11 protein-coding genes are annotated in these 26,450 nt (G+C 74.6%); 6 read left to right on the top strand and 5 right to left on the bottom strand.

What is annotated here, in order from left to right; translation table 11 throughout:
- Positions 1-2: 2 nt before the first annotated feature.
- Positions 3-1,409, bottom strand: a complete 1,407-nt coding sequence (locus QWU11_RS29730) for a hypothetical protein (protein WP_290117762.1) — start codon at positions 1,407-1,409, stop codon at positions 3-5.
- A gap of 212 nt (positions 1,410-1,621) precedes the next feature.
- Between QWU11_RS29730 and QWU11_RS29725 the strand changes: the two genes are divergently transcribed.
- The 6 genes from QWU11_RS29725 to QWU11_RS29700 are packed head-to-tail and all read left to right on the top strand — an operon-like array spanning position 1,622 to position 8,659.
- On the top strand, positions 1,622-3,370 hold the full coding sequence (locus tag QWU11_RS29725) for an ABC transporter ATP-binding protein (RefSeq protein ID WP_290117761.1): 1,749 nt from the start codon (positions 1,622-1,624) through the stop codon (positions 3,368-3,370).
- Positions 3,367-5,139: an ABC transporter ATP-binding protein gene (locus QWU11_RS29720; RefSeq protein WP_290117760.1), complete on the top strand. Its 1,773-nt coding sequence runs from the start codon at positions 3,367-3,369 to the stop codon at positions 5,137-5,139. The genes QWU11_RS29725 and QWU11_RS29720 overlap by 4 nt, the downstream gene beginning before the upstream one ends.
- A 35-nt stretch (positions 5,140-5,174) precedes the next feature.
- A complete protein-coding gene (locus tag QWU11_RS29715; protein ID WP_290117759.1) occupies positions 5,175-6,077 on the top strand; it encodes an ATP-binding cassette domain-containing protein in 903 nt (300 codons plus the stop codon).
- Positions 6,074-6,826 carry an ABC transporter permease gene (locus tag QWU11_RS29710; RefSeq protein ID WP_290117758.1) on the top strand — a complete coding sequence of 251 codons (753 nt, stop codon included), beginning with the start codon at positions 6,074-6,076 and terminating at the stop codon, positions 6,824-6,826. Before QWU11_RS29715 ends, QWU11_RS29710 begins: the two co-directional genes overlap by 4 nt.
- Positions 6,823-7,608: an ABC transporter permease gene (locus QWU11_RS29705; protein WP_290117757.1), complete on the top strand. Its 786-nt coding sequence runs from the start codon at positions 6,823-6,825 to the stop codon at positions 7,606-7,608. The genes QWU11_RS29710 and QWU11_RS29705 overlap by 4 nt, the downstream gene beginning before the upstream one ends.
- Before the next feature lie 52 nt (positions 7,609-7,660).
- The gene (locus QWU11_RS29700) at positions 7,661-8,659 is read left to right on the top strand and encodes an ABC transporter substrate-binding protein (protein WP_290117756.1); all 999 of its coding nucleotides are present in this window, start codon (positions 7,661-7,663) and stop codon (positions 8,657-8,659) included.
- A 50-nt stretch (positions 8,660-8,709) separates the two neighbouring features.
- Here the strand turns inward: QWU11_RS29700 and QWU11_RS29695 are convergent, their stop codons facing one another.
- The 4 genes from QWU11_RS29695 to QWU11_RS29680 are packed head-to-tail and all read right to left on the bottom strand — an operon-like array spanning position 8,710 to position 26,439.
- Positions 8,710-14,133 (bottom strand): SDR family NAD(P)-dependent oxidoreductase, encoded by a 5,424-nt coding sequence (locus tag QWU11_RS29695; protein ID WP_290117755.1) that lies wholly within the window; start codon positions 14,131-14,133, stop codon positions 8,710-8,712.
- 14 nt (positions 14,134-14,147) lie between these two features.
- Positions 14,148-19,892, bottom strand: coding sequence for a type I polyketide synthase (locus tag QWU11_RS29690; RefSeq protein ID WP_290117754.1), 5,745 nt, complete (start codon positions 19,890-19,892; stop codon positions 14,148-14,150).
- Positions 19,889-23,071, bottom strand: coding sequence for an amino acid adenylation domain-containing protein (locus QWU11_RS29685; RefSeq protein ID WP_290117753.1), 3,183 nt, complete (start codon positions 23,069-23,071; stop codon positions 19,889-19,891). Before QWU11_RS29685 ends, QWU11_RS29690 begins: the two co-directional genes overlap by 4 nt.
- A complete protein-coding gene (locus tag QWU11_RS29680; RefSeq protein ID WP_290117752.1) occupies positions 23,068-26,439 on the bottom strand; it encodes an amino acid adenylation domain-containing protein in 3,372 nt (1,123 codons plus the stop codon). Before QWU11_RS29680 ends, QWU11_RS29685 begins: the two co-directional genes overlap by 4 nt.
- Positions 26,440-26,450 lie beyond the last annotated feature (11 nt).

The following is a 26,450-nucleotide window of genomic DNA, read 5'->3' as shown; positions in this document are numbered from 1 at the left end:
GTTCAGCCCCGGAAGAATCGCTGGTACATGTCCTCCGGGATGATCGGCTGATGATACGTACACGTCCCGGAGAGCACGACCGAGCCGTGCAGGCGCCCCAGCGGGATCAGTAGCTTGTCGCCCTGTTCGAGTTTGATCTGGTGGGTGACGTTGTTCCAGAAGTGCATCTGACCCACCTCGATCATCACGAGGCGGTGCTCGTCGTGGACGTGGGTGGTCGAGGTCTCCTCACACGACTCGACGAAGGTGTCGAGGTCGACCTGGATGTTCTCGTCGGTGATGTGGCGCTGGATCCGCTCCGCCCGTTCCATGTACGCGGGGATCTCATCGGCCCAGGCGAGCTGCTCGGACAGGTCGCGGTTCCACAGCTCGGCCAGCCGCCGGGCCTCGTCGAAGCCGGCGTGGAACTCCTCGATCACCGAGGTCCCGAACCGCTCGACGAGTGGCGTGAGGACGTCGTCGACCAGCGCGTCGTCGTACGCGGCGACGCCCTCGAACAGACCGGTCCGGTGGCCGAGGCCCTCCTCGAACACGGCGGCGTACCGTCCCGCCGTGACCGCGTCGTCGATCTTCTTGTGCACCCAGGCCCCGAGGAAACGGAAGAAGTGCTCGTGGGTACGTGACAGGCGGTGCAGCTGGTTGCCCCGCGCGAGCGAGGTGCCCAGGGAGAGCTGCCAGTACGCCGCGGTGCCCGGCCCGAGCCCGGCCTCGGCGAGCAGCCGGCCGTACTCCGGAGCCCGGTCGGACCAGCCCTGGTAGTCGGCGATGAGCGACCCGCGCAGGGTCGGGTGTGCGAGGGCGTACTCCCCGAGCGCGTTGCGGCCGATCGCGTGGTAGGCGGCGGGAAGGTGCGCGGTGAGCTGGACCAGCACGAACGTCGCCGCCTCGCGGCGGTCGCGGCGGGTCAGCGCGATCGCGAAGGCGTCGTCGCGCGCGGCCGACCGCTCCTCGAAGTACGCGCGCAGGTGCGCCTTGAGCGGGCGGAGCTCGGGCGTCGCCAGCGGCTCGTGGTCGCGTTGGAGATAGGTGAACAGGTGCTGCTCCAGGATGGGCCCGGCCAGCGCCCCGAGCACCCGGTTCTCCATCGAGTAGAACTCGCCGCCGTCGCGGTCGGCGGCCGGGCCGGCCACCGGGGGCAGGTGGAGCAGGTCGGCGTCGTAGACGTTGCGCAGCATGCGGTTGCCGAGCAGCCAGCTCAGCAGGAGCGTCCTCTCGGCCGGCATCGGCTCTGAGTAGTCCAGCCAGGCGAGGTCGGCCGGCCGTACGGGGCGGCGGTACGGGTCCTGCTCGGTGGTGAGTTCTTCCTGGTTGGCGGCACGGAAGGCCGGGTTCGCCGCGAATCTTCGGACGATGTCGTTGGGATCGGCGCTGTCCAACTTCGTGATGAGTTCGGCAGGCGTGACGGCCACGGAAACCCCTTCGCGTCGAGAATCTGCCCGTTCAGGCAACAGGAGGCTAACTTAGGTTAGCCTTACCTAACAAGACTCTCACCGCCCGCCACCCCCACTCTGCCCCCGCATGGCGGTACCGCGGCACTTCCACTTAGGTTAGGCATACCTTGCCTATTTACAACACACCGTTGTAAATTGCGAACGCCCGTTCCATCTCCAGGGAGTCAGCCATGAGACGCGCGAAAGACGGTTCGCCGGACAAGGCGTTCCACGAGCTGACCGCCCCGGTCAGGCGAGCGCTCGCCGTCGCGACCGTCCTGCGGGCGATCGCGGCCGTCCTGGTGCTGGTCCCGTTCGCGGCCGTCTACGAGATCGCCCGGCGCGTGACCGATGGAGCCTCGCACGGCGGTGTCCGGGCGACGGTCTACGTGGCCGCCGGTGCCGCCGTGGCCGCGTTCCTCGTCGGCGGCGCCGCCGTCGCCGTCAGCCACGGCGCGGACGCCGACCTCGCGCTCACGCTGCGGCGGCGCATCGCGGACCACCTGCGCCGCGTCCCGCTCGGCTGGTTCACCGCCGGGACGAGCGGGTCGGTGCAGGGCGCCCTGCAGGACGACCTGGACGAGATGCACTACGCCGTGGCGCACGCGCGGCTCGACCTGGTCTCCGCCATCGTGACGCCGCTCGCGGCGCTGGTGTGGCTGTTCACGATCAGCTGGGAGCTCTCGCTCGTGACGCTTCTCCCGATCCTCGTCTTCGCCGCCGCGCAGCGCGTCGTCATGGCGCGCGCGGGCGGCGGCATGACCGAGGTCGCGCAGGCGATGCGCGCCGTGCACGCCTCGGTCGTCGAGTTCGTGCAGGGCATCGCCGTCGTGAAGATGTACGGCCGCTCCCGCCGTGCGCACCGCCGGTTCGTCGACGCCGCCGACGGCTACCACCGGACCTTCTCCACCGCGAACGCACCCGTGCTCCGGCTCATCTCGCTCAGCACCGCCGTGATCGCCCCCGTCGGCGTGCTCACCGTCGTCCTCGTCGGCGGCACGGCGCTGGTCGCCGGGAATGTGGTCACGCCGGTCGACGTGCTGCCGTTCGTTCTGCTCGGGCTCGGGCTGACCGCGCCGGTGCAGACGATGGGGCAGGCGGCGAACAGCATGCGGGCGGCCGAGGCCGCGGCCGGGCGCATCCGCGGCCTGCTGGCCACCCCGGAGCTGCGCGAGCCCGTTGCGCCACGCGAGCCGTCCGGCGCCCGGGTCGAGTTCGACCAGGTGACGTTCTCCCACTCCCCCGGCACCCGGGTGCTGACCGAGGTGAGCGCCGTCCTCGAGCCCGGCGCGCTGACCGCGCTGGTCGGCCCGTCCGGCGCCGGCAAGTCCACGCTGGCCGGGCTCGTCGCGCGGTTCTTCGACGTCGACTCCGGCACGGTGCGGGTCGGCGGTGTGGACGTCCGTGAGATCGCCTCCGGCGTGCTCTACCGCCACGTCGGCTTCGTCCTCCAGGACGCGCCGCTGCTGAGGACGAGCGTCGAGGACAACATCCGGCTCGGCCGCGCCGGCGCCTCGGCCGAGGAGGTACGCGAGGCGGCGCGCGCGGCGAACCTCCACGACGTCGTGACGGCACTGCCGCGCGGCTATGCGTCCGTCGTCGGCGAGGACGCGAACCTGTCCGGCGGCGAGGCGCAGCGCGTGGCCGTCGCCCGGCTGCTGCTCGCCGATCCCCCGGTCCTCGTCCTGGACGAGGCGACCGCGTACGCCGACCCCGACTCCGAGGCCGCGGTCCAGGACGCCCTTTCCCGGCTGTCCGCCGGGCGCACCGTGCTCGTGGTCGCGCACCGGCTGGCGACCGTCGTGAACGCCGACCAGATCCTCGTCCTTGACGGCGGCCGGGTCACCGACCGCGGCCGGCACGAGGACCTCGCCGCGCGGGACGGGACGTACCGGCGGCTGTGGGAGGCCCAGAACGAGACCAGCGAGGTGGCCCGATGACGTCTGAGAACCTGCTCGGCCGCCTGTACGCCGTCGTCGGCGACGGCCTCGCTCCGATGCTCCGGCGCCAGATCGTCGCCGTGACCGCCTACGCCGTGCTCCAAGGGGTCACGTTCGTCCTCCTCGTGCCGGCCCTGCGCGCGCTGCTGCGCCACGACACCGGCGCGGCGTGGATCTGGACGGGCGCCGTCGCGGTGTCGGCCGTCGCGACGCTGGCGGCACGCCACGTACAGTCCATGGGCGGTTTCCGCGTCGGCATGGCGACCATCAACCGCCTGCACCACCGGCTCGGCGACCACCTCGTGACGCTGCCCCTCGGCTGGTTCTCCGGCGGCCGTACGGGCCGGCTGACCCGGCTGATCGGGCAGGGCGCCAAGGACGTCAGCGGCATCATCGCCCACCTGCTCGAACCGCTGCTGGCCGGGACGCTCACGCCGCTCGTGGTGATCGTCGGCGTGTTCGTCTTCGACTGGCGGATCGGGCTGACGCTGCTGGTCTGCGCGCCCGTCCTGTACGCGATGTACCGCTGGACCTCCGTGCTGGCCGAGCGCGTCGACGACCGGCTGGACGAGGCCGCTGCCGAGGCCAACGACCGGGTCGTGGAGTTCGCCCGCGCCCAGCCCGTGCTGCGCACGGCCGGTCCGGACGGGCCCGGCCGGGCGCTGCTGGAGGACGCCCTGACCGAGCAGGACCGCGCGTCGCGCCGCAGGGCGCGCGCGGACGCGCCCGCCCGGATGCTGTTCGGGCTGACCGTGCAGCTCGGGGTGGCGGCCGCGCTGGTCGTCGGGACCGCGCACCTGCTCGGCGGCGGCGACGCGGCCGGGACGATCGCGGCACTCGTGCTGGTCGTACGCTTCGCCGAGCCGGTGGCGGCGGTGGCGAACCTCGCCGGCACGCTCCGTTCCTCACGTACCGCTCTGGCCGGGGTGACCGAGGTGCTCGACGCCCGGCCGCTCCCCGAGCCGGAGAACCCGGGCGAGGCGCCGGACGGGGAGGCCGTCTCCGTGGAGTTCCGCGACGTGCGCTTCGGCTACGACGCCGGCCGCAGGGTGCTGGACGGGGTGACGTTCACCGCCGACGCGGGCGGCACCGTGGCCCTGGTCGGCGCCTCCGGCTCCGGCAAGACGACCGTGACCCGTCTCGTGGCGCGGTTCTTCGACGTGGATTCGGGATCGGTGCGCCTCGGCGGCCACGACGTACGCGACCTCACGACCGACCAGCTCGCCGCGACGCTGTCCGTGGTGTTCCAGGACGTCTACCTGTTCGACGGCACGATCCGCCAGAACGTCCAGGTCGGCCGGGCCAAGGCCGGGGACGAGGAGATCGAGCGCGTGGCGCGGCTGGCGCGCGTGGACGACATCGTCGCGCGGCTCCCGGACGGCTGGGACACACGCGTCGGAGAGGGCGGCGCCGCGCTGTCCGGCGGCGAGCGGCAGCGCGTGTCGCTGGCGCGCGCGCTGCTCAAGGACGCTCCGGTGATGCTGCTGGACGAGGCGACCGCGTCCCTGGACGCGGAGAACCAGGCCGCGGTCCAGCGGGCGCTGGGCGAGCTCTCGGGACGGCGCACCCTCATCGTGGTAGCGCACCGCCTGGAGACGATCACGAGCGCCGACCGCATCGTCGTCCTGGACGGCGGGCGGGTGGCCGAGTCCGGCACGCATGAGGAGCTGATGGCCCTCGACGGCCGGTACGCCGCCTTCTGGCGCGAGCGCACGCGGGTGCGCGGCTGGCGGCTGGCCGCCGCGGCGGAGGGGGCGGGCGCACCGTGAGCGCACCGGCCGGTGTCAGCGTCGAGGACCTTCGGATGTCCTACGGGGACCAGGTCGCGCTGGACGGGCTGTCCCTGACGGTCGGGCCGGGCGAGATCGTCGGCCTGCTGGGCCCCAACGGGGCGGGCAAGACCACCGCCGTCAACATCCTGTCGACGCTGGAGCGCCCGGACTCCGGGCGCGCGCTCGTCGCGGGCCACGACGTGGTGCGCGAGCCCGCGGCGGTCCGCCGGGTCATCGCCCTGACCGGCCAGTACGCGGCCGTCGACGAGGAGCTGACCGGCCGGGAGAACCTCGTGCTGTTCGCGCGCCTCCTCGGCCTGCGCAAGGCCACCGCGCGCGAGCGGGCGGCCGAGCTGCTGACCGCCTTCGACCTGCTCGACGCCGCCGACCGGCGCGCCGCGACGTACTCCGGCGGTATGCGGCGCCGGCTCGACCTGGCGGCCGGGATGGTGCGCGACCCGTCGGTCGTCTTCCTCGACGAGCCGACCACGGGCCTGGACCCGCGGAGCCGCCTGGCGCTGTGGGAGGCCGTACGCGGGTTGCGCGAGCGCGGCGCCGCGGTGCTGCTGACCACGCAGTACCTGGAGGAGGCGGACCGGCTCGCCGACCGGATCGTGGTGATCGACCACGGGCGGGTGATCGCGACCGGCGCTCCGGAGGAGCTGAAGCGCCAGGTCGGCGGCACGTTCTGCGAGGTCACGCCCGGCGATCCGGAGGATGCGCCGCGTCTGCTGGACACGCTGTCGGACCTGAGCCCGGCCCTGCGCGGGGACACCGTGGTGCTGCCGGCGCCGGACGGGCCCGGGACGCTCACCGAGGTCGTCAAGAGGGTCGAGGACGCGGGCGTGGCGCTGACCGACATCGCGCTGCGGCGCCCGTCGCTCGATGAGGTGTTCCTGGCGCTGACCGGCCACCGGACGGAGGAGCCGCGGTGAACGCCGCCTGGGTCCTCACGCTGCGCGCGGTGGTCCTGCTGCGCCGCGACACCGGTGAGGTCATCGGCGCGGTCGCCGCGCCTCTGGTGTTCTTCGCCGGCTTCTACGTGCCGCTGCGCGGCGTCATGGCCGGGCGCGGGATCGACTACGCGCAGTGGCTTCCGCCGATCGTGGTGCTCCAAGCGATGATCTTCGTCGCGATGAGCTCCGCCGACGCGATCGCCGCCGACGTGCGGTCGGGCATGGTCTCAAGGTTCCGGTCGATGCCCGTGGCGCGTCTCGCCCCGGTCGCCGGACGGCTCGGCGCGGACCTGTGCCGCGCCGTGCTCGCCCTCGTGGTGGCGGTCGCGGTGGCCATGGCCTTCGGGTTCCGCTTCCGTACCGGAGCCGGCCCGGCCCTGGGGTTCGCCGCCCTGGCGCTGGGGTGCGCGCTGTGCCTGTGCGTCGGCTGCGTGGCGCTCGGCCTGGCGGTCGGGAACCCCGAGCACACGGCCTCGGCGCTGCTGGTGCCGCAACTGCTGCTGACGATGCTGTCGACCGGGTTCGCGCCGGTCTCGGGCTTTCCCGGCTGGATCCGGCCGTTCGTCCGCGACCAGCCCGTCTCCAAGGCCGCCGACGCGCTGCGCGGGCTCGCCTCGGGCGGGCCGACGGCGCGCCCGGTCGTGGTCACCCTCGCGTGGCTGGCCGGGATGCTCGTGGTCTTCACGCCCCTCGCCGGCCGTGCCCTCGCCCGGGGACGGGCCCGATGAGCGAGACCGGAACGCGCGCCGCGTTCGCGCACGGGGCGCTCCAGGCGCAGCGCCTGCTGCGCCGCTGGTGGCGGACGCCGATGGTCTCCATGCAGGCGCTGGTCTTCCCGGTCTTCCTGCTCCTGGTGTTCCGCGTCGTGTTCGGCGACACGATGGCCGCCGCGTCCGGCGGCGACAGCCTCAACCGCTTCGTCCCTCTCGCCGCGCTGGTCGGCACCGTCTTCGGCGGCGTCGGCGTCGGCGTCTCGCTGATGCTGGAGCGGGACTCCGGGCTGCTCGGCCGGTTCCGCGCGATGCCCGTGCACCGTACGTCGCCACTGACCGGGCGGCTGGGGGCGGAGGTCGTCCGCATGCTGGTCACGGCACTGACGTTCGTCGCGGTCGGATACGCCCTCGGCTTCCGGCTCGACGATGTGGCCGTGCTGCCGGTGTTCGCCCTGGTCCCGGTGCTCGTCGGGATCGGGTTCTCCTCGCTGGTGTGCGCGATCGCGGTACGCGCGCGCAACGTGTCCGCCCTGAGCGGCGTGTCGGTCGTCTTCCTGCTCATGTTGTTCTTCAGCACCGGCTTCGCACCGCTGGACTCCTTTCCGCACGCCCTGCGGCCCGTCGTCCATCTCCTCCCGCTGAGCTGCGGGGTGGACACGATGCGCGGGCTGGCGGGCGCGGGCGCGGTCCTGACGCCGCTGCTGCGCACGCTCGCCTGGACCGCGGTGATGACGGCGGTCTTCGGAACCGTCGCCGTCCGCGGCCTCTCCTCTCCCCTGCACCGCGACTCGACCTGATCCGGCGCTTCTCCCCGCACATCGACAACGCTCTTCCTTCCGGAGGTCCTTCATGTTCGGTACGACCCATCCCCGGCGGCTCTGGGCCGGGCTCTCCCTGGCCTCGGCCCTGCTCGCGACGGGAGCCTGCGGCTCGAGCAAGGCCGACGACTCCGGGAGCGCGCCGGCGTCGGAGTCCGGGGCCTTCCCGGTGACGCTCCAGCACTCCCTGGGCACGACGAAGCTGAAGTCCGCCCCGAAACGGGTCGTCGCGCTCAGCTCCGTCGACGTCGACGCGGCGCTCGCGCTCGGCGTCGTCCCCGTGCTGGCGGCCAAGGACCCGTTCAGCCCCGACGGGGTCTACCCGTGGCTGAAGGGAAGGCTGGACCCGAAGCGCACCCAGCTGATCGCCGCCGTGCCGACGATCCCGCTGGAGCGCGTCGCGAGCGTCAAACCCGACGTCATCCTCGACACCGGCGACTTCACCGCGGCCCAGAACTACAAGGCGCTCTCCAGGGTGGCCCCGACCATCGGGCCGCTGAAGTCCGCCGGCGCCGACTCCTGGCAGGACCGCCAGCGCCTCGTCGGCAAGGCCCTGGGCCTGTCCTCGAAGGCCGACCAGGCGGTGTCGACGGCGCAGGCCGCGATCGAGGCGACCAAGAGCAAGCACCCCGGGCTGAAGGGCAGGACCTTCAGCGTCACGTACGCCCTGACGCGCTCCCAGATCCTCACCCTGTCCTCCGACCAGGACTTCGCGGTCCAGTTCCTGCGCTCCCTGGGCCTGGAACAGGCGCCGAGGCTCACGAAGCTGGTCAAGAACGCCAACGGCGTCGGCAGCCTGAGCATGGAGAGGCTCGACGTGCTCAAGGCCGACCTGATGGTGGCGGCGTACCAGACCCCCGACGTGCAGAAGCAGATCGAGACGAACCCGGTGATGCGGTCCGCGACCAAGGGCTCGACGTACGAGCTCGCCGACCTGCCGACGATCACGCTGTTCCGCAACCCGTCGACGCTGGGCATCCCGTGGCTGCTGCAGCGTCTGGACGGGGCGTTCGCCAAGGTCGGCGGCTAGGGCCTCCTAAGGCCGGGCGCCCGGAGGCCGTCGCCTCCGGGCGCCCGGCGTCAGGGCCGGTTCCCCGCGGCGCGCAGGCGTCGCTCCGCGCGGGACCGGCCCCGGCCGCCCGCCGGCGCCTGCTCCCGCCCCGGTTCGAGGGCGTCGGCGAGAGAGCGTACGGTCGGGCAGCGGAACAGCTCCACCATCGACAGCTCACGCTCCAGCCGTTCCTCCAGCAGGCCGTGGACCCGGGTCGCCTGCAGCGACCCGCCACCCAGATCGAAGAAGTTCTCCTCCGCCCCGACCCGTGTCAGGCCGAGCACCTCGGCCCAGGTCGTGGCGATGACGGTCTCCAGCCCCTCGCGCGGCTCGGCCGCCCGGCGCGGACCGGTGCCGGCGAGACGTGCCCGATCCACCTCCCCGGTCCCCGGGTCCCGCGGCAGGGCGTCAAGCCGTACGGTCCGGTGGCCGAGCGGCGTGCCGTACCTGTCCTCCGCGCTCAGGACCGGCCCGGACTCGGTGTAGGCGGCCAGCCGCCGCAGCGGGTGTGAGCCGGTGAGGTGCGAGGCGACCCACGGGCGGGCCGGGTCGAGCCCGATGAGCTGGTGCGGCGCGTCGCGGCCCAGCGCGACCCGGAGCGAGCGCAGCGCCTCGTCGGCGGGCAGCACGCGGTAGCCGCGGCTCTCGGTGAGCGCCTTGAGGGGGTATCCGGCGCTCATCCCGACCTCGTCCCACATGCTCCACGCCAGGCTGTACGCGTCCAGCCCGCGGCGGCGCTGGTGGACGGCGAGCGCGTCGAGGTAGGCGTTGGCCGCGGCGTACGCGCCGACCGACGCGCCGCCGAAGAGGCCGTTGACGGAGGAGAAGGACACGAACAGCGTGCCCGGCCGGTCGCCCAGCAGCTCGTGCAGGTTCCGTGCGCCCTCGACCTTGGCGGCGAGGATCTCCTCCAGATCGGCGGGGGCGCAGCGGTCCAGCGGCCGCTCCGCGTAACGGCCGGCGAGGTGGAACACCCCGTCCAGGGGCGCGCCCCACCGCCGCTCGGCGTCGCGGAGCACCCCGGCGAGCGCGTCCCGGTCGCGGACGTCGGCGACGGCACGCTCGACGCCCGGCACGGCGGGCCCGCCGGTACGGCCGAGGGCCAGGACCCGCGTGCCGTACGGCCCGGCCAGCTCGGCGACGAGCAGCCGGCCGATGCCGCCGTCGGCCCCGGTGACCAGGTAGCGGCCGCCGCTGCGGATCGGCACGGCGCCCGTCCGTGACGTCTCCGCGAGGACCAGGCGGCGTACGAGGCGGCGGCCGGACCGGTGGGCGACGGCGCGCTCGCGCGGCAGCCGGCCGAGCTCGGCCGCGAGCTGGGCGGCGCCGGCCTCCGGGCCGAGGCCGACGTGGACGACGCGGGTGTCCGGCCGTTCGTGCGCGAGGGAGGCGATCAACCCCGCCAGAGACGCCCGGTCGCAGCCGGCGAGACCGTCCGGGTCCGTGGTGACGGCGTACAGCTCGGTCACGCCGGCGGCCTCGCGCGCGAGGCAGAGCAGGTCGAGCGCTTCCGCGCGGGCCTGCCCGGCGGGCGCGCCGCAGGACCGCAGGTGGACGACGGTGGGCGGGAACCCGCCGAGCGCCTCGCGGAGGCGGCGGTACCCCTCCGCACTTCCCCGCGCCACCGCGTAGTGGTCCTGGCCCAGCCGGGCGAACTCCGTCCCGTCGCGCGCGACCTCGGCGCGCAGGCAGCGCCGCCCGGCCTTGCCGAGCAGGGCCGCGAGATCCTCGCCCGGCCCGTCCTCACCGAGGAGGAGCAGGACGTCGCCGGACGGCGCCTTCTCCGGGGTGCCCGGCAGGTTCCGGCGGACCCACACGGGCCGGTGGAAGTGGCCGGGGACGCTCGTGGAGTCGTCGGCGGGCAGGAGCTCCGCGTACGCCCCGGCCTCGAAGCGCGTCCGCAGCAGCGAGCGCTGGATCTTGCCGATCTCGGTCTTGGGGATGTCCTCCCGGCCGACCGGCACGACGTGGCGGGGGTTGACCCCGGTGCGGTCCAGCACGGCCTGACGTACGAGGCGTGGCGCGTCGCCGGCGTCCGTGCGCAGGTGCACGAAGACCACGAGCTCGTCCGTCGTCGCGCCGGCCGGGCGGACGGCCACGGCGGCGGTGAAGGAGGGCTCGACGCAGTCCAGCTCCTCGACGGCCGCCTCGATCTCGTGGCTGTGGTGGTTGACGCCGTTGACGATGATGACGTCCTTGGCGCGCCCGGTGAGGGTGAGCCGCCCGTCCTGGATGCGGCCGAGGTCCCCGGTGTCGAACCAGCCGTCGGCGGTGAACGCCTCGGCGTTCCGCTCCGGCGCGTCGTGGTACCCGCTGGTCACGGTCGTCCCGCGTACCTGCAACCGGCCGGTACGCCCCTCCGGCAGGACGGTGAGACCGTCCTCACCGACGACGCGCGCCGCGCAGCCGGGCAGGGGGCGGCCGACCTCGACGAACGGGTCGTCGTCGCCGGTCGTGCCGAGCGTGAAACGGTCGGAGTACGTCATCGCCGAGGAGGTCTCGGACATGCCCCAGGCCGGCCGCATCGCCGTGGCGGGCAGGCCGTACGGGGCGAGCACCCGCAGCCAGCGGCGGGCGACGCGGGACACGATCGGCTCGCCCGCGTTCATGACGAAGCGCAGCCGGGACAGGTCCCAGCCGGGTTCACCCAGGTCGGCGGCCCGGTCGGCGACGAGCCCGAAGGCGAAGTTGGGCGCCCAGGTGACGGTGGCGCGGTGCCGGTGCGCGACGCCCGGCCAGCGCAGGGGGTCGCGCAGGATCCAGTTCGTCGGCGCGTGCACCTGGCGGCAGCCGAGGATGACGTCGCGCAGGTGGAACATGACGACGCCGCCGACGTGGTCGAGCGGCATCCAGTTGAACGAGACCTCGTCCGGCCCGAGGTCGTTGAGAGCGGCCGTGGCGGCGCTGCGGGCGAGGATGTTGCGGTGCCGCAGGACCACGACCTTGGGGCGCCCGGTGCTGCCCGAGGTCAGCAGATAGAGGACGGGATCGTCGGATTCGGCGGGGTGGGCGTCCGCGGGCGCGTGGCCGCGGGCGAGGTCGTCCGGGGCGGTCACGCGCAGGTCGTCCCAGCCGTGCTCGCGCGCCGCCTCCCGGATCTCGGCGAGGCGTTCCGGCGCGGTGACCACGAGGGGTCGTTCCAGTGTGTCCCAGGCGCCGTGGAACCGGTCGACGGCGGCGCCACGCCGCCGGTAGTCCTCGGGCGCGGCCAGCGGCACGGCGACGAAGCCGCCGAGGACGGCCGCCCACAGCACGGTCATGAAGTCGGCGTGGTCGCCGAGCTGGAGCAGGACCGGGTCGCCGGGCTCCAGCCCGAGGGCGCGCAGCCCGGCGAGGGTCCGCAGCGATCGGTCCAGCAGTTCGCCGTAGGTCAGGGACCGTTCTCCGCCGTCGTCGGCGATGACGACGATGTCGGCGCGTCCCTCCGGGGCGGACTCGGCGGCCCGCACCAGTGCGTCGCCGAGACGGGCGAAGCCGGGGTCGGCGGGCGGCCCGCCGTCGGCCAGCGACGGTGCTCCGCTCTCGGGCTCGGGCGCCGGCGACCGTCCGGCCTCGGGGAACGGCGGGACGGGTACCCGGGCGAGCGGCTCCGCTCCGGTCTCGGCGACCAGCACGGCGGCGCCCTCGCCGAGGCGCCGCTCCAGGCGTACGGCCTCGTCGGCGTCGGCGACCGGCAGCCGCAGCAGCGCCCGCGTGTCGACCTCCCCGTCCGAGGAAAGCGGCAGCGCCGAGACCGGGACGACGGCGACCGGCACCGGGAGCGCGCCGGCCAGCGCGTCCAGGTCGACCGGCCCGGCCGGCACCACGTACGCGACCGGTTCGGCCGCTCCGGTGTCGCGGCGGACCCGCGGCACCACGACCACGTCGGCCAGCGCCGGCTCCGCACGCAGGAGGGCCTCCTCCAGATCCGCCCGTACGACGCGGCGCCCGTCCGCGCGCACCACGTCGGGGAGCCGCCCGTCCGGGCCGACCCCGGCGAAGATCTCGACGGTCCCGTCGGGCAGCACGCGGCCCCGCTCGCCCGTACGCCGCCCCTCCCAGACGTCGCCGGGCACACCCTCGGGGGGCACATGGCCGTGGCCGTCCAGCACGGCCGCCCGCCCGCGCGCCGCCATGAGGTCGCGCAGGCGCCGCTCGTCCTCCTCCGTGCGCAGGGCCGGAGCCGTCAGCGGCAGGTCCGGGTCGGCGCTCACCGCGTCGAGCAGCGCGCGCAGATGGCCCGCCATCCGTTCGGCGGTCCCGTGGTCGAACAGGTCGAGGTCGAAGACCAGCGCGCCGCGCAGGTGGCCGGGGTGCTCCCACACGTGGAGCTCCAGGTCGAACCGCGTGGACTCCTCCTCGTCGTCCACGCGCTCGACGTCCAGGCCGCCGAGCTCCAGCCGCCGGCTCGCGAAGTTCTGCAGCGCGAACAGCACCTGGAACAGCGGGTTCCCGCCGCCCTCCCGGTCGGGGCGCACCCGCTCGACGATCTTCTCGGTCGGGGTGTCCTGGTGGGCCAGCACGTCGAGCGTCGCCGTGCGCACGCGGCCCAGCAGCTCGGCGAAGACCGGCTCGCCGGTGAGGTCCACGCGCAGCGGGAGAGTGTTGACGAACAATCCGAGCAGCGAGGCGACCTGCTCGTTCTCGCGGTTCGCCAGGAGGGTGCCGACCACGATGTCGCCGCCCGCGCCGTACCGGTGCAGCAGCGCGCTCCAGGCCGCGAGCAGCGTCATGTAGAGCGAGGCGCCGTGCCGCCGCGCCACGGCACGCAGCGCCTCGCTCGTCTCGGGGGAGATCGCGAAGTCGACGCGCGCTCCGCGGAAGGACGGTTCCTCCGGGCGTGGCCGGTCCTGCGGCAGGGTGAGCCGTGGCGGGTTCTCGCCGAGACGCGACCGCCAGTGGTCGAGCTCGGCGTCGAGGGTCTCCCCCGTCACGGTGGCGCGCTGCCACTCGGCGTAGTCCGCGTACTGGATCGGCGGGTCGGGCAGGGACACGTCGCGGTAGGACGCGTCGAGCTCGCGAACGAGGACGCCGAGCGACCAGCCGTCGGTGGCGATGTGGTGCTGGCAGAGCATCAGCAGGTGGTCATCGGGCCCGAGTCGCAGCAGCCGCGCGCGCAGCGGCGACCCGGCGGCCAGGTCGAACGGGGCCCGCACGAAGTCGCGTACGAGCCCGGCGACGGCCGGGTCGTCCATCACCTGCGCCGGCACCGGTGTGTCCACGGCGACCTGGTCGAACGGCACGGCCGGCCGCTCGTGGACCCGCTGGCGCAGCTCGCCGCCGGCGTCGCCGTAGGTGGTGCGCAGGATCTCGTGGCGCTCGGCCACGCTCTCCAGCGCGCGCTCCAGCCGTACGGGGTCGAGCCGTCCGCGCAGGCGGAGCAGGAGCGGGACGTTGTAGGACGGGTTGCCCGGATCCAGGCGGTGGAAGAACCACATCCGCTCCTGGGCGTACGACGCGGGGAACTCCAGCATGGTCGCGTCTCCTCTCACTGCCGGCCGGCGCGGCGGCGCGGGCTCGCCGTGATCGGGCCGGCCACGGGCGCGCCCTCGGCCCGCACCTCCTCGATCACCCGGACGAGCCCTCGTACGGTCGGGTCGCCGGCGTCGAAGAACCTGCGGACGGACAGGGCGACGTCGAGCTCCTGCCGAAGCCGGGTGACGAGCTGCATCGCCAGCAGCGACTCACCGCCCAGGTCGAAGAAGCTGTCGTCCACCCCGACGCGGTCGACGCCGAGGATGGCCTGCCAGGTCTCCGCGATGGTGCGTTCGAGGCCGGTGGCCGGCTCGGCGTACGGCGTGGCCAGCTCCGGGCGCCGGTTGAAGGCCGAGCCGCCGCCGAACAGGCCCGCGGGCGCGGGGCCCTTCTCCGGCGCGCTCTCCGGGACGGTCTCCCGCGCGGGCACGACCCGCAGCGCGACGGCGCCGAGCCGCTCCAGCCCGCTCAGCCCGCCGTCCGGCACGATCTCGACCTGCGCCCCGGCCTCCTCCAGCAGGCGCACGCGCCGGGCGCGTTCGGGGTCGAGCGCCGGCCGCCGCGCGGTGAGCAGCGCGTGGTCGGCCTCCCGCGCCACGGCCCGGTCCCGCGGATGGGCGCGCACGTCGGCGTAGCCCTCGGCGGCGAGCAGGCCGGCCCAGCGCTCGGGCGCCAGCAGCGGCGAGTGCTCACGCAGGTCGTCGGAGAAGTACCACCAGCCCGCGTACAGGCCCGCCGTCATCATCGACGGCCGCCGCTGCCGCGCGGCCTCGATCAGGAACAGCTGCCCGCCCGGCGCCAGCGACGCGCGGACGTGTCCGAGCGTCTCGTGCAGGTCGGGCGTCGCGTGCAGCACGTTGAAGGCGAGTACGACGTCGAAGCCGCCGGCGGGGTAGCCCTGCGGCGCGGGGTCGGCGGAGACGTCGAGCACGCCGAAGCGCATGAAGTCGATCCCGCGCTCGGCCGCCGTACGCTGCGCGGCGAGCACGAACGACCGGCCGAGGTCGGTGAAGTGGTACTCCACGTCCGGAATGCCCTTGAGGGCGTCCGCGACCTCCCACGTGAGGTAGCCGCGGCCGGCGCCGACCTCCAGGACGCGCAGCGGCCCGCGCCGGCCGAGCCGCGCGACGGCCTGGGCGACGAGCCGCGTGTGCACGGCGACGTCACTGACGCCGACCCGCCGGTCGACGGCCGCCTGGGAGATGTCGCTGCTGCCGTCCGGGAGCAGGACCTGATGGCCTTCCTTCCGCCCGGCGAACACCTCGGCGTACTGCGCGGCGCAGCGGTCGAGCAGGTCGAGTTCGTCGGCGTGGCCGGGATGGTCTTCGAGGATGGCGGCGCGCAACTCGTCGATGCCGGAGGGCCCGTCGACCGTGACCCGGCCCGCGTCGTCGCGGGTGAGGTGGCCGTCCTCCTCCAGCATGGCGAGCAGGGCGTTCAGGAACGGCCGGTAGCCGGGCACGACCTGGACCGCGGCCGCGATCTCCCCGGCCGTGCGGGGCTCGCCCGTGACCCCCGCCTCGCGCAGGAAGCGCAGCGCGTACAGCGAGCACAGCCGGTCGAGGTCGCGCTGGAGCGCCTCGGGGGTCCGCTCGACGCGGATCCGACCGCGCAGCAGTTCGTCGTCCTCCTCGACCCGGCGGGTCTCCTCATCGGGGTCGGCGCCGGAGACGGCGGGACCGTCCGGTTCGGTGATCAGCAGCCGGCCGCGCGTACGCCGGGCCAGGTCCAGGGCCTGGCCGAACGCGGGGTCGCGCAGCCCGCCGGGCACGACGTACGTGCCGCCGGGCTCCTCCGCCGGGGCGGGAGGGTTCAGCCAGTAGCGCCGCCGCTGGAAGGGGTAGCCGGGCAGGGGCACGCGGCGGCGCGGGTTCTCCTCGTACGGGGCGTGCCGGCCGATCGTGCCGCCGGTGGCCCAGACGGTGCCGAGGGCGCCCATCAGGGCCTCGGCGTCGTCGTGGTCGTCGCGGGGATGCCGCATGGCCGGGACGACGACGGCCTCGCGGCCGAGCTGGATCTCGGCCAGGCGGCTCAGCCCGCGTCCCGGGCCGGCCTCGACGAACACCGGCCGGTGCTCGGCCTGGATTCGGGCGAGGCCGTCGGCGAACCGCACGGTCTCGCGCGTGTGCCGCAGCCAGTACGCCGGGTCGGTCGCCTGTTCGGGCGTGATCCAGGTGGCGGTCACGTTGGACACGAACGGCGTGCGCGGTTCGCGCAGGGTGACCCGCGACAGGGCGCGCTCGTACTCGGGCAGGATCGGGTCCAGCAGTGCGGAGTGCACGGCGTTGGGCACCCGGAGCCTGCTGTGGTCGACGCCGTCGGCCTCCAGCCGCCGTTCCAGCGCCTCGATCTCCTCGACCGGCCCCGAGACCGAGCAGTGCAGCGGGCCGTTGACGGTGGCGAGCGACAGCGCCCCGGTCAGATACTCGCCGAGTGCGTCGGCGGCCAGGAGCACGCTCGTGGTCGCGCCTCCGGCGAGCGCGAAGAGCCGCTCGCGCTCGGCCACCAGCGGCAGCGCCTCCTCCAGGTCGATCACGCCGGCGAGGCACGCGGCGGTGTACTCGCCCAGGCTGTGGCCGAGCAGCGCGACCGGCCGCACGCCGTACGCCTCCAGCTGCCGGGCGACCGCGTACGAGACCGCGACCAGGCCGGGGAAGCCCCCGCCGTCGTCGAGCCAGGTGTCCCGGTCCCTGCCGAGGATGGCGGCGCACCGCGCGAGCTCGGCGGCGAACACCGGCTCGCCGGCCAGTCCCCTGCCCATCGCGGCGTACTGCGCGCCGCCCCCGGGCAGGAGGAACGCGACCGGGCGGGCGGCCGCCACGTGGTCCGTGGCCGAGCGCAGCAGGCGCGCGGCGGTGCGGGCGTCACGGGCGGCGACCGCGCGGCGGCAGGTGAACTCCTCGCGCCCGGAGCGCAGGGTGTGCGCGACGTCGCGCAGGTCCAGGTCGGGGTGGGTCTCCAGGTGGCCGGCGAGTTCGGTGGCGGCCTGCGCGAGGGCCTCGGGCGAGCGGGCCGACACGGTCACGACCTGGTGGCGGTCCTCCCGCGAGGCCGGGGCCGGTACGGGCGCCTCCTGCAGGACGACGTGCGCGTTGGTGCCGCCGATGCCGAAGGAGCTGACGCCGGCCCGCCGGGGGGCGCCGGGGGTGCGCGGCCAGGGGGTGAGCTCGGCGTTGACGCGGAACGGCCCGTACGCGATGAGCGGGTTGGGCCGCGTGAAGTGCAGGCTGGGCGGGAGGGCCTCGTGTTCGAGCGCGAGCACGGTCTTGATGAGGCCGGCGATGCCCGCGGCGGCGTCCAGGTGCCCGATGTTGGTCTTGACCGAGCCGATGGAGCAGCCGGTGGAGCCTTCGAACGCGTCGATGAGGGCGCGCAGCTCGATCGGGTCGCCGACCGGCGTGCCCGTGCCGTGGGCTTCCACGTAGGAGACCGACTCCGCCTCGATGCCGGCGGCGGCGTGGGCGGCGAGGATGACCTCGGTCTGGCCGGGCGCGCTCGGCGCGGTGAAGCCGACCTTGCGATCCCCGTCGTTGTTGACCGCCGAGCCCTTGATCACCGCGCGGATCGTGTCGCCGTCGGTGAGGGCGTCGGCGAGGCGTTTGAGCACCACGACGCCGAGCCCGTCGCCGGGGAACATGCCGTCCGCGCCGGCGTCGAACGCCCGGCAGCGGCCGTCGGGCGACAGCGGCCCGCCGGGTGTGTGGCGGTACCCCTGCTTCGGCACCGGGTTGAGCGACGCGCCGCCCGCCACGGCGATGTCGCACTGGTGGTCGAGCAGGTCGCGGCAGGCCAGGTGGACGGCGACGAGGGAGGTCGAGCAGGCCGTCGCGACGGTGATGCCCGGCCCGGTGAGGCCCAGCTCGTAGGACACGCGGGTGGCGAACGAGCTCGGCGAGTTGCCGGAGGTGGCGGGCAGCAGCGTCATCGAGTCGGCGGCGCCGTTCAGGTGCGGGTGCACGTGGGTGAGGAAGTAGCGGCTCTGGCCGGCGCCCGCGTACACGCCGATCGCGCCGGGATACTCGCGCGGCGCGTACCCCGCCTGCTGGAGGGCGTGGTAGACGCATTCGAGGAACAGTCGCTGCTGCGGGTCGAGGAGCTCGGCCTCGGTCGGCCGGTAGCCGAAGAAGTCGGCGTCGAACTCCTCGATGCCCTCCACCGTCGCCTCGACCTTGACCAGGCTCGGGTCGCCGAGCGCCGCCGGGTCGTGACCGGCCGCGAGGTAGTCCTCGTCGCCGAACGGCACGGCCGCCTCGCGGCCCGCCGTCAGGTTGTCCCAGAAGCGGTCCAGGGTCGGGGCGCCGGGGAAGCGGCCCTCCAGAGCGACGATCGCGATGTCGAGGTCGGGGTCGTAGTCGGACGCGGGGTCGGATGTGGGGACGGACATGGGCGCTGTCCCTTCTGGACGCGAGTCTGGGCGCGACGCGATCTCCTCGATCAGGTGCGCGAACCGGTCGGCGATGCGTTGCGTGGTCGTGGCCGTGAACATGTCGTCACGTGCGGTCACCGTGACGGTCATCCCGGCACCGCCGGTCGCGTCGTCGGCGGCCTCCAGGACGAGGTCGAAACGGGCGGTACCGACATCGGCGGGGTGTTCGGCGCAGCGGACCCCGGGCAGGTCCATGCCGCGCAGCAGGCCGGAGCGGTGGGAGAACATCACGTCGAACAGGCGCGGGTCGCCACCGGCCCGCCGTACGTCCTCCACGACCGTCTCGAAGGGCACGTCCTGGTGCGCGTACGCCTCGGTGCACACGGCCCGTACGTGCCGGACGAGCTCACGGAAGCCGGCCTCCGGCGAGCCGACGTCGACGGGCAGGACGATGACGTTGCCGAAGTTGCCCGCCAGCGGCTCGAACTCGGGCCGGGGCCGCCGTACGACGGGCGTCCCGAAGGGGACGCGGCCGGTGACGCCGAAGCCGTGCAGCAGGCGTCCCGCCACCGCGAGCAGCACCATGTACGGCGAAGCGTGCTCCTCGCGGGCGATGCGGCGCACCCCCTCGGCGGCCCGGGCCGGCACGGCGCACCGCCGCCGTATCCCTCCGGCGGGCGGCCGGGCGGGCCTGGGCTGGTCGGCGAGCCGCCCGATCCAGGCCGGCCCGGCGCCGGCGGCGAGCTCACGCCGCCAGTACGCCCGCGCCTCCTCCATCGGCCCGCCGTGGTCCGTCTCCCACCGGGCGTAGTCCGCGTACTGCGCGGCGTGCGGCGGCGTCTCCTCGCCCCGGTAGGCGCGGGAGACGTCGCGCAGGAGGATCTCCCACGACAGGTCGTCGCAGGCGATGTGGTGGATCGTGAGGTAGAGCAGGTGCTCCTGCGGCGCGGTCCGGACCAGCAGCAACCGGAGCGGGAGGTCGCGCGTGAGGTCGAAGGGTTCCTTCGCCCAGGTCCGCACGTCGGCGGAGACGGTGAAGGGGATGGCGGCCCCGGCCGGGGCGAGGACCTGGACGGCCGACCCGTCGGGCTCCTCCCGGTAGACCGTGCGCAGGATGTCGTGGCGCCGCGCCACCGTCGCGAACGCGTCGCGCAGCGCGCCCGAGTCCAGCTCGCCGGTGAGCCGCATCCCGATCGTCAGGTGGTAGGCCGGGTCGGCCGGGTCGAGGCGGTGCAGGAACCACATGCGGCGCTGCGCCGACGACAGCGGGGCCGGGTAACGCGGCCCCGCCGGTGCCTCCGGCCGCGCCGGGCCGGTCGGCAGCCCCTGCCGGGCCAGGGTGCGGCGGAGCAGCTCGCGCCGCCGGGCCTCGGCGTCTCCCTGCGGGGTCATGGCGCCTCTCCGGCGAGCTGGGCCGCCACCTCGTCGTCGGTGAGCCGGGCGACGCGCAGGTGGATGGCGGCGATCTCGGCCATGCGGCCCGGCACGCTCTCCTTGGCCACCAGCGCGTGGGCCATGGCGACGACGTCGGAGGTGGCGAGCAGGGCGCGCGGCGAGAGCTCCTCGTCGGGGAACACCTCACGCAGGCGGACGAGGATGCGGGCGCCGGCGAGCGAGTCTCCGCCGAGCTCGAAGAAGTTGTCCTCCGAGCTCACCCCCTCGACGCCGAGCGCCTCCGCCCACACCGAGGCCAGAAGCTCGCTCAGCGGGTCGCCGTGCTCGCCGGTCGCGGCACGGGGGACGCGGGCGGGCGGCGGTGCCGCCGCGAGGGCCGGCCGGTCGACCTTGCCGTTGCGGGTCAGCGGCAGCCGCTCGTGCGCGGTGAACCGGCCCGGGACGAGGTAGGCGGGCAGCCGTTCGGCCAGGTAGGCGCGCAGCTCGTCCGGGGAGGCGGAGCCGACGACGTGCGCGGCCAGCCCTCGGTGCCCCGGCCGCCCGTCGTCGCGGTGCACCGGCACGACGGCCGCGGCCGTGAGCGCCGGATGGGAGAGGAGTGCCGCCTCCACCTCGGCGGGTTCGATCCGCCGCCCTCGTACCTGCACCTGCTGGTCGCGGCGGCCGACGAACTCGATCAGCCCGTCGGGCCGGTACCGGCCGAGGTCCCCGGTGCGGAACAGCCGCTCCCCGGTGCGCGGATGGGTCACGAAGGCCGCCGCTGTCTCCGGCCCGGTCAGGTAGCCGCGGGCGAGACCGGCCCCCGCGCAGTACATCTCGCCGGTCACGCCGTCCGGGCGGTCGCGCATCCGCTCGTCGAGCACGTGGTAGCGCGTGTTGGCGATCGGCGAGCCGTACGGGATGCCGTGCCACGAAGGGTCGAGGCGCGTGACGGGGTACCAGATGTTCCACAGCGTGGTCTCGGTCGGGCCGCCGACCGAGACCAGCGTCGCGCCGGGCGCGCGGCGGGCGAACTCCCGTGCGACGTCGAGCGGGATCCAGTCGCCGCCGAGGAAGGCGAGACGGAGCCCGGCGAGCCCATCTTTGGGGCCGTCGAGCAGCATCTCCATCATCGCGGGCACCGAGTTCCACACCGTGACCCCGTGGCGGGTCATCAGGTCGCGCCAGTGGTCCGGGTCGGTACGGCGCGAGGCGTCGGGCAGCACGAGCGTCCCGCCGGCGCCGAGGACGCCGAAGACGTCGAACAGCGACATGTCGTGGTGCAGCGCGGTCAGCCCCAGGCACCGGTCGCCGGGCCCGACCTCGAACCGCTCGGCCGTCTCAAGCAGGCAGTTCACCACGCCCCGGTGCTCGATCAGCACGCCCTTGGGCGCGCCGCTCGACCCGGACGTGAACAGCACGTACGCGAGGTCGTCCGCCCCTACCTCGACCCGTGGCACGCCGGACGGGCCGTCCTCGCCGCGGTCAACGCGCTGGGTCCGCCACGGGCCGGGCGGCGGGGCGAGAGAGCCGTGCGCGACCACGACGGACACGTCCGCCGCCGCCAGCATCGACCGCAGCCGCACGGCCGGGGTCTCGGGGTCGAGCGGCACATACGCGCCACCGGCCATCAGGACCGCGAAGGCGGCGACGACCTGGTCCTCGCCCTTGTCCAGCAGCAGCGCGACCCGCGCGCCCTTCTCCACGTCCAGCAGCCGCGAGAGCCGGGCCGCGCGCCGCAGCAGCGCGCCGTACGTGAGCGTCCCGCCGGCGGGGCTGATGACCGCCGGCGCGCCGGGACGCGCGGCGGCCTGCCGGAGGAACGCCTCGTGGACCGGCTCGTCCGGGATCGGCCGGACCGGCCCCTGGGCCGCGTCACGGCGCTCGGCCTGCGCGGCGGGCAGCAGGTCCAGGTCGTCCAGTCCCCAGGCCGCGTCGTCGCCGGCGAGCAGGGTGAGCAGGCCGGTCCACGCCGTGAACATGACGTCGAGCAGGCCGGACGGGAAGAGCTCCTCGACGGCGTCCCAGTTGCACGCGAGCGCGCCCCGGCGCTCCTCCACCTGCGCGTCCAGGTGCACCTGCGGGGTCTGGGTGATGCCGTAGACGTGGGTGAGGGCGCGTTCGAGCAGGTGGGGTTCCTTCCCCGTCATCGCGAGCGTGCTGGTCAGCACCACCGGCATGCGCGCGGGCTCGCCGCCGCCCCGGACGCGGGCGAGCTCGCGCAGCAGGCGCACGCCGCCGAACTCCCGGTGCTCCAGCCCCTCCAGCAGGTCGCGCTGGAGCAGCTTGGCGCGCTCGCGGAACGTGTCCGGCCGCAGGTCGGCCTCGACCAGGATGAACGAGGCGAACTCCCCGACCAGTTCGCTGGTCGCCGGCCGCAGCGGGTCGCGGTTCATGCTCGGCACGTTGAGGGTGAACCGCTCGCCGCCGCCCCAGCGCCCGAGCACCTCCGCGTACGCCGCGAGGAGCGCGCCGGTCGGGGTGATCCCGTGCCCCGCCGCCCGTTCCTTCAGCCGGCCCCAGGTCGGGGCGTCGAGGTGGGTCTCCCGGCGCGTGAACCGCGGACGCGCCACGGTGGCGGGGTCGCGGGCCAGTGGCAGCGCCGGGGCGTCCGGCAGGGTCGCCAGCCGCTCACGCCAGTACGCGGTGTCCTCCTCGTCCGGGCCGGACTCGGCGGCCAGGACATGGTCGCGGAAGGACTCGGTGATCGGAGGGAGCGCGGCGTCGGGGTCCTCGTAGTACGCCGACAGGTCGCGGTACATCACGTGCCAGCTCGCCCAGTCGACGGTCAGGCCGTCGAACCCGACGTGGACCCGGCACACCCCGTCGCCCAGCAGGCACACCACGACGGAGAAGAGCGGCCAGCTCCCGGCGGGCCGTACCTCGTGGGAGAGGCGCTCCCGCACCGCGGCCAGAGCGTCGCCGGGCTCGGCCTCGCCGCGCAGGTCGACGATCTCGATGGGCGGGTCCGGGACCTCGGGCAGCACCCGCTGTCCCTCGGGGGCGACGACGGCCCGCAGCATGGCGTGCCGGTCGACCAGACGCCGCCAGGCCAGCACGAAGCGGCCGGCGTCCAGGGGGCCTTCCAGCTCCAGGTACGCGTGGGTGCTGACGTTGCCGAGCTCGTACAGGTCGCCGCGGCCGACGAGGTACGCCTGCTGCGTGTCGGTCAGCGGGAACAGGTCGTGGGCGGTCACGAATCCTCCTTCATGGCCGGTCCGCGCCGGCCGCGGCGGCGGGCCAGCGACTCGCGTCCGCGCAGCGCGCGGGCGCGGGCCCGCTCCGCGGCCGGCCCGGCCGCCGGAGCGTCGGCGGCGCGTCGCAGGTGCGCGGCCAGCCGGGCCACGGTCGCGTGGGTGAACAGGTCGAGCAGGGGCACCTCACGGCCGAGCCGCTGCCGCATCAGCGTCTGCACGCGGACGAGCAGCAGCGAGTGGCCGCCGAGGTCGAAGAAGTGGTCCTGCGCACCGACGCGCTCGGTCTCCAGCACCTCGGCCCAGATCCGCGCGATGCCCTCCTCCAGCCCCTCGGCGGGCGCGGTGTAGGCCTCGCCGCCCTCGGTCCCGTACGACTCGGGGTCCGGGAGGGCGGCCAGGGCGCGCCGGTCCACCTTCCCCGCCGTCGTCAGCGGGAGCTCCGGCAGCGCGACGAACACCCGCGGCACCATGTACTCCGGCAGCAGATCCTCCAGCCACGTCCGCAGGCCACCGCCCTCCAGCACGGCCGCGTCCGTACGGTCCACGACGACGGCGCAGTACGCGGCGAGCTCCTGGCCGCCGCCCACGCGGGGGCGGGGGAGCACGACCGCCTGCCGGACGTCCGGGTGCCGGGCCAGGGTCGCGGCGATCTCCCCCGGCTCGACGCGGAACCCCCGGATCTTCACCTGGTCGTCCGTGCGCCCCAGGAACTCGATCTCGCCGTCGGGCCGGAACCGCGCGAGGTCGCCGGTGCGGTACATCCGCCCGTCGGGTTCGTCGGAGTACGGGTCGGGCAGGAAGCTCTCGGCCGTACGCACCGGGTCATTGAGGTATCCGCGGGCCAGCGGCAGCCCGGCGACGTGGAGCTCGCCCGGGACGCCGATCGGCACGGGCCGCGCCGCGCCGTCGAGAATGTACAGGCGGGCACCCGGGTTCGGCCGGCCGATGGAGATGCGCCCGCCCGGCTCACCCGGTTCGAAGACCCGGCAGCTCACGCCGATCGTCGCCTCCGCCGGGCCGTAGCCGTGGTACATCCTCGCGCCGAACGCCGCGCGGAAGCGCTCGTACAGCTCGCCGGTCAGCGCCTCGCCGCCGCACCACACGTGGCGCAGCGACCGGGCCCGCCCGGCGGCGTCGTCGCGTTCGAGGAGGACGTCGAGCATCGAGGCGACGATGTAGAGGAACGTCACCCTGTGCCGCTCGATCGTGGTGAGGAGCCGGTCGATGTCGCCGTCGTGCCCGGGCTCGGCGACGACGAGGCGCGCGCCGGCCACGAGCGGCAGGAAGATCTCGTTGACGGAGATGTCGAAGCCCAGCGGCGCCTTGTACAGCACGGCGTCGTCCGGGCCCAGCGACAGCTTGCCGATCTGCCACAGCATGCGGTTGCAGATCGCCTGCTGGCGGATCATCACCCCCTTGGGGGCGCCGGTCGACCCGGAGGTGTGGATGACGTACGCGAGGTCCTCCATGTCCCGGCCCCGGGTGCCGGGGAGCTCGTCTCCTCCGGCCTCGGCCGGTTCCCGTACGACCTGGACACCGGTGCCGGCCAGCGCGGTGCCGGCCTGGGCGTCGTCGCTCAGGACCACCCGCAGGCCCGCGCGCCCGGCGACCTCGCGGACGCGCGTGGGCGGCCAGGTGGACTCCAGGGGCACGAACGCCCCGCCGGTCTTCAGCACCGCGAGCAACGCCACCACCTGCTCCGCCGAGCGCTCCATGAGAACGCCGACGAGCACCTCGGGACCGACTCCGAGGTCCCGCAGGTGGCGGCCCAGCGCGTCCGCACGCGCCTCGAGCTCCCGGTAGGTGAGAGAGGTCTCCCCGCACTCGACGGCGACCGCGTCCGGGTCGCGTCGCGCGGCGTCGGCGACCAGCGTGGCGAGGTCGCGGTCGGTGAGGGGGTCGTCGCCCTCGACGGGGCGGCCCCAGCGGTGGAGCAGGAGGTACTCCTCGCCGTCCGGCAGCACCGGCAGCGCGCCGACCGGCACGTCCTCGCCCTCGGCCGCCGCCGTGAGCATGCGGACCAGGTGCGAGGCGATGCGCTCGACCGTGGACCGGTCGAACAGGTCCGCGCTCCCGGTGACCGCGCCCTCCAGCCTCCCGCCGGTCTCCCAGCAGTTCAGGACCAGGTCGAAGCGGGCGGAGTCGACGTCCGGCTCGATGGGCTCGGCGCGCAGCCCGCCCATCGCGGCGGCCTCCGGCGGGCTCTGCATCACCGCGAGCACCTGCGGCAGGGCCGCCGCCGAGCGGTCCCAGCGCAGCTCCGACGCCAGCACCTCGAACGGCACGTCCTGGTGCGCGAACGCCTCCCGGCAGGTGCCGCGGACGCGGTCGACCAGCTCTCCGACGGGCAGGTCGCCGTCCAGGTCGAGCGGGAGCACGACGGTGTCGGCGAAGCAGCCGACGAGCCCTTCGAGCTCGGGCAGCTCACGGCCGTGCGTCACGGCGCCCACGGCGACGCGGCTTTCACCGGTGTAGCGGTGCAGCAGGGCGGCGAAGACGCTGAGGACCGTCGTGTAGGACGTCGCCTCGTGCCGCCGGGCCAGCTTCCGCAGCGCCGCCCAGACGTGCTCCTCCAGCGTGAACCGGTGGGAGACGCCGCGGTAGGTCGGTACGGGCGGGCGCGTGCGGTCGGCGGGAAGTTCGAGGCGCGGCGGCTCGTCGCGGAACGCGCGGCGCCAGTACCCCAGGTGCTCGTCGTACCGGGCGCCCGCCTGCCACTGGGCGTAGTCGGTGTAGCGGATCGCGAGCGGCCGCAGCGGGCTCGGCCGGCCGGCGGCGAACGCCGTGTACAGCTCGCGGAGCTCGCGCAGCAGCAGGTCGAGTGAGAGCCCGTCGGCGACGGCGTGGTGGACGACGGTCATCAGCACGTGCTCGCCGGGGGCGACGCGCAGCAGGCCGAAGCGTACGAGCGGGCCGTGTTCGAGGTCGAACGGCTCGGTGTCCAGGCGGGACCGCCAGGGGCCCTCCGCCATGCCTTCCTCGATTGTCAGCGGCAGGCCGGCGCCCGGCGCGACCACCTGGTACGGCCGCCCGTCGACCTCCTTGAATGTCGTGCGCAGCGACTCGTGCCGGCTCAGGAGCGCGGCGAGGGACCGCCGCAGCGCGTCCTCGTCGAGCACACCGGTGAGTCGCGTCGCGACGCCGATGTTGTACGCGGCGCTGTCCGGGTGCAGCCGGGCGTGCATCCACATCCGGCGCTGGGCGTAGGTGGCCTCGACCGGTCCGCCGTCCTCCCGGCGCGGGATCGTCACGGCCGGGCCGCCGGACAGCCACCGGTCGAGCAGGAGCCGTTTCGCGTCGGAGAGTTCGGGGGGCGGGGACGGTCGGCGTGACGGGTCGGCCTTGGGCGGCGTCGGGTCGACGGCCATGGCGGGTTCTC

This window comes from Actinomadura sp. DC4, assembly GCF_030406325.1.
Taxonomy (GTDB): domain Bacteria; phylum Actinomycetota; class Actinomycetes; order Streptosporangiales; family Streptosporangiaceae; genus Actinoallomurus.
This window is presented reverse-complemented; position numbering and strand designations above follow the sequence as displayed.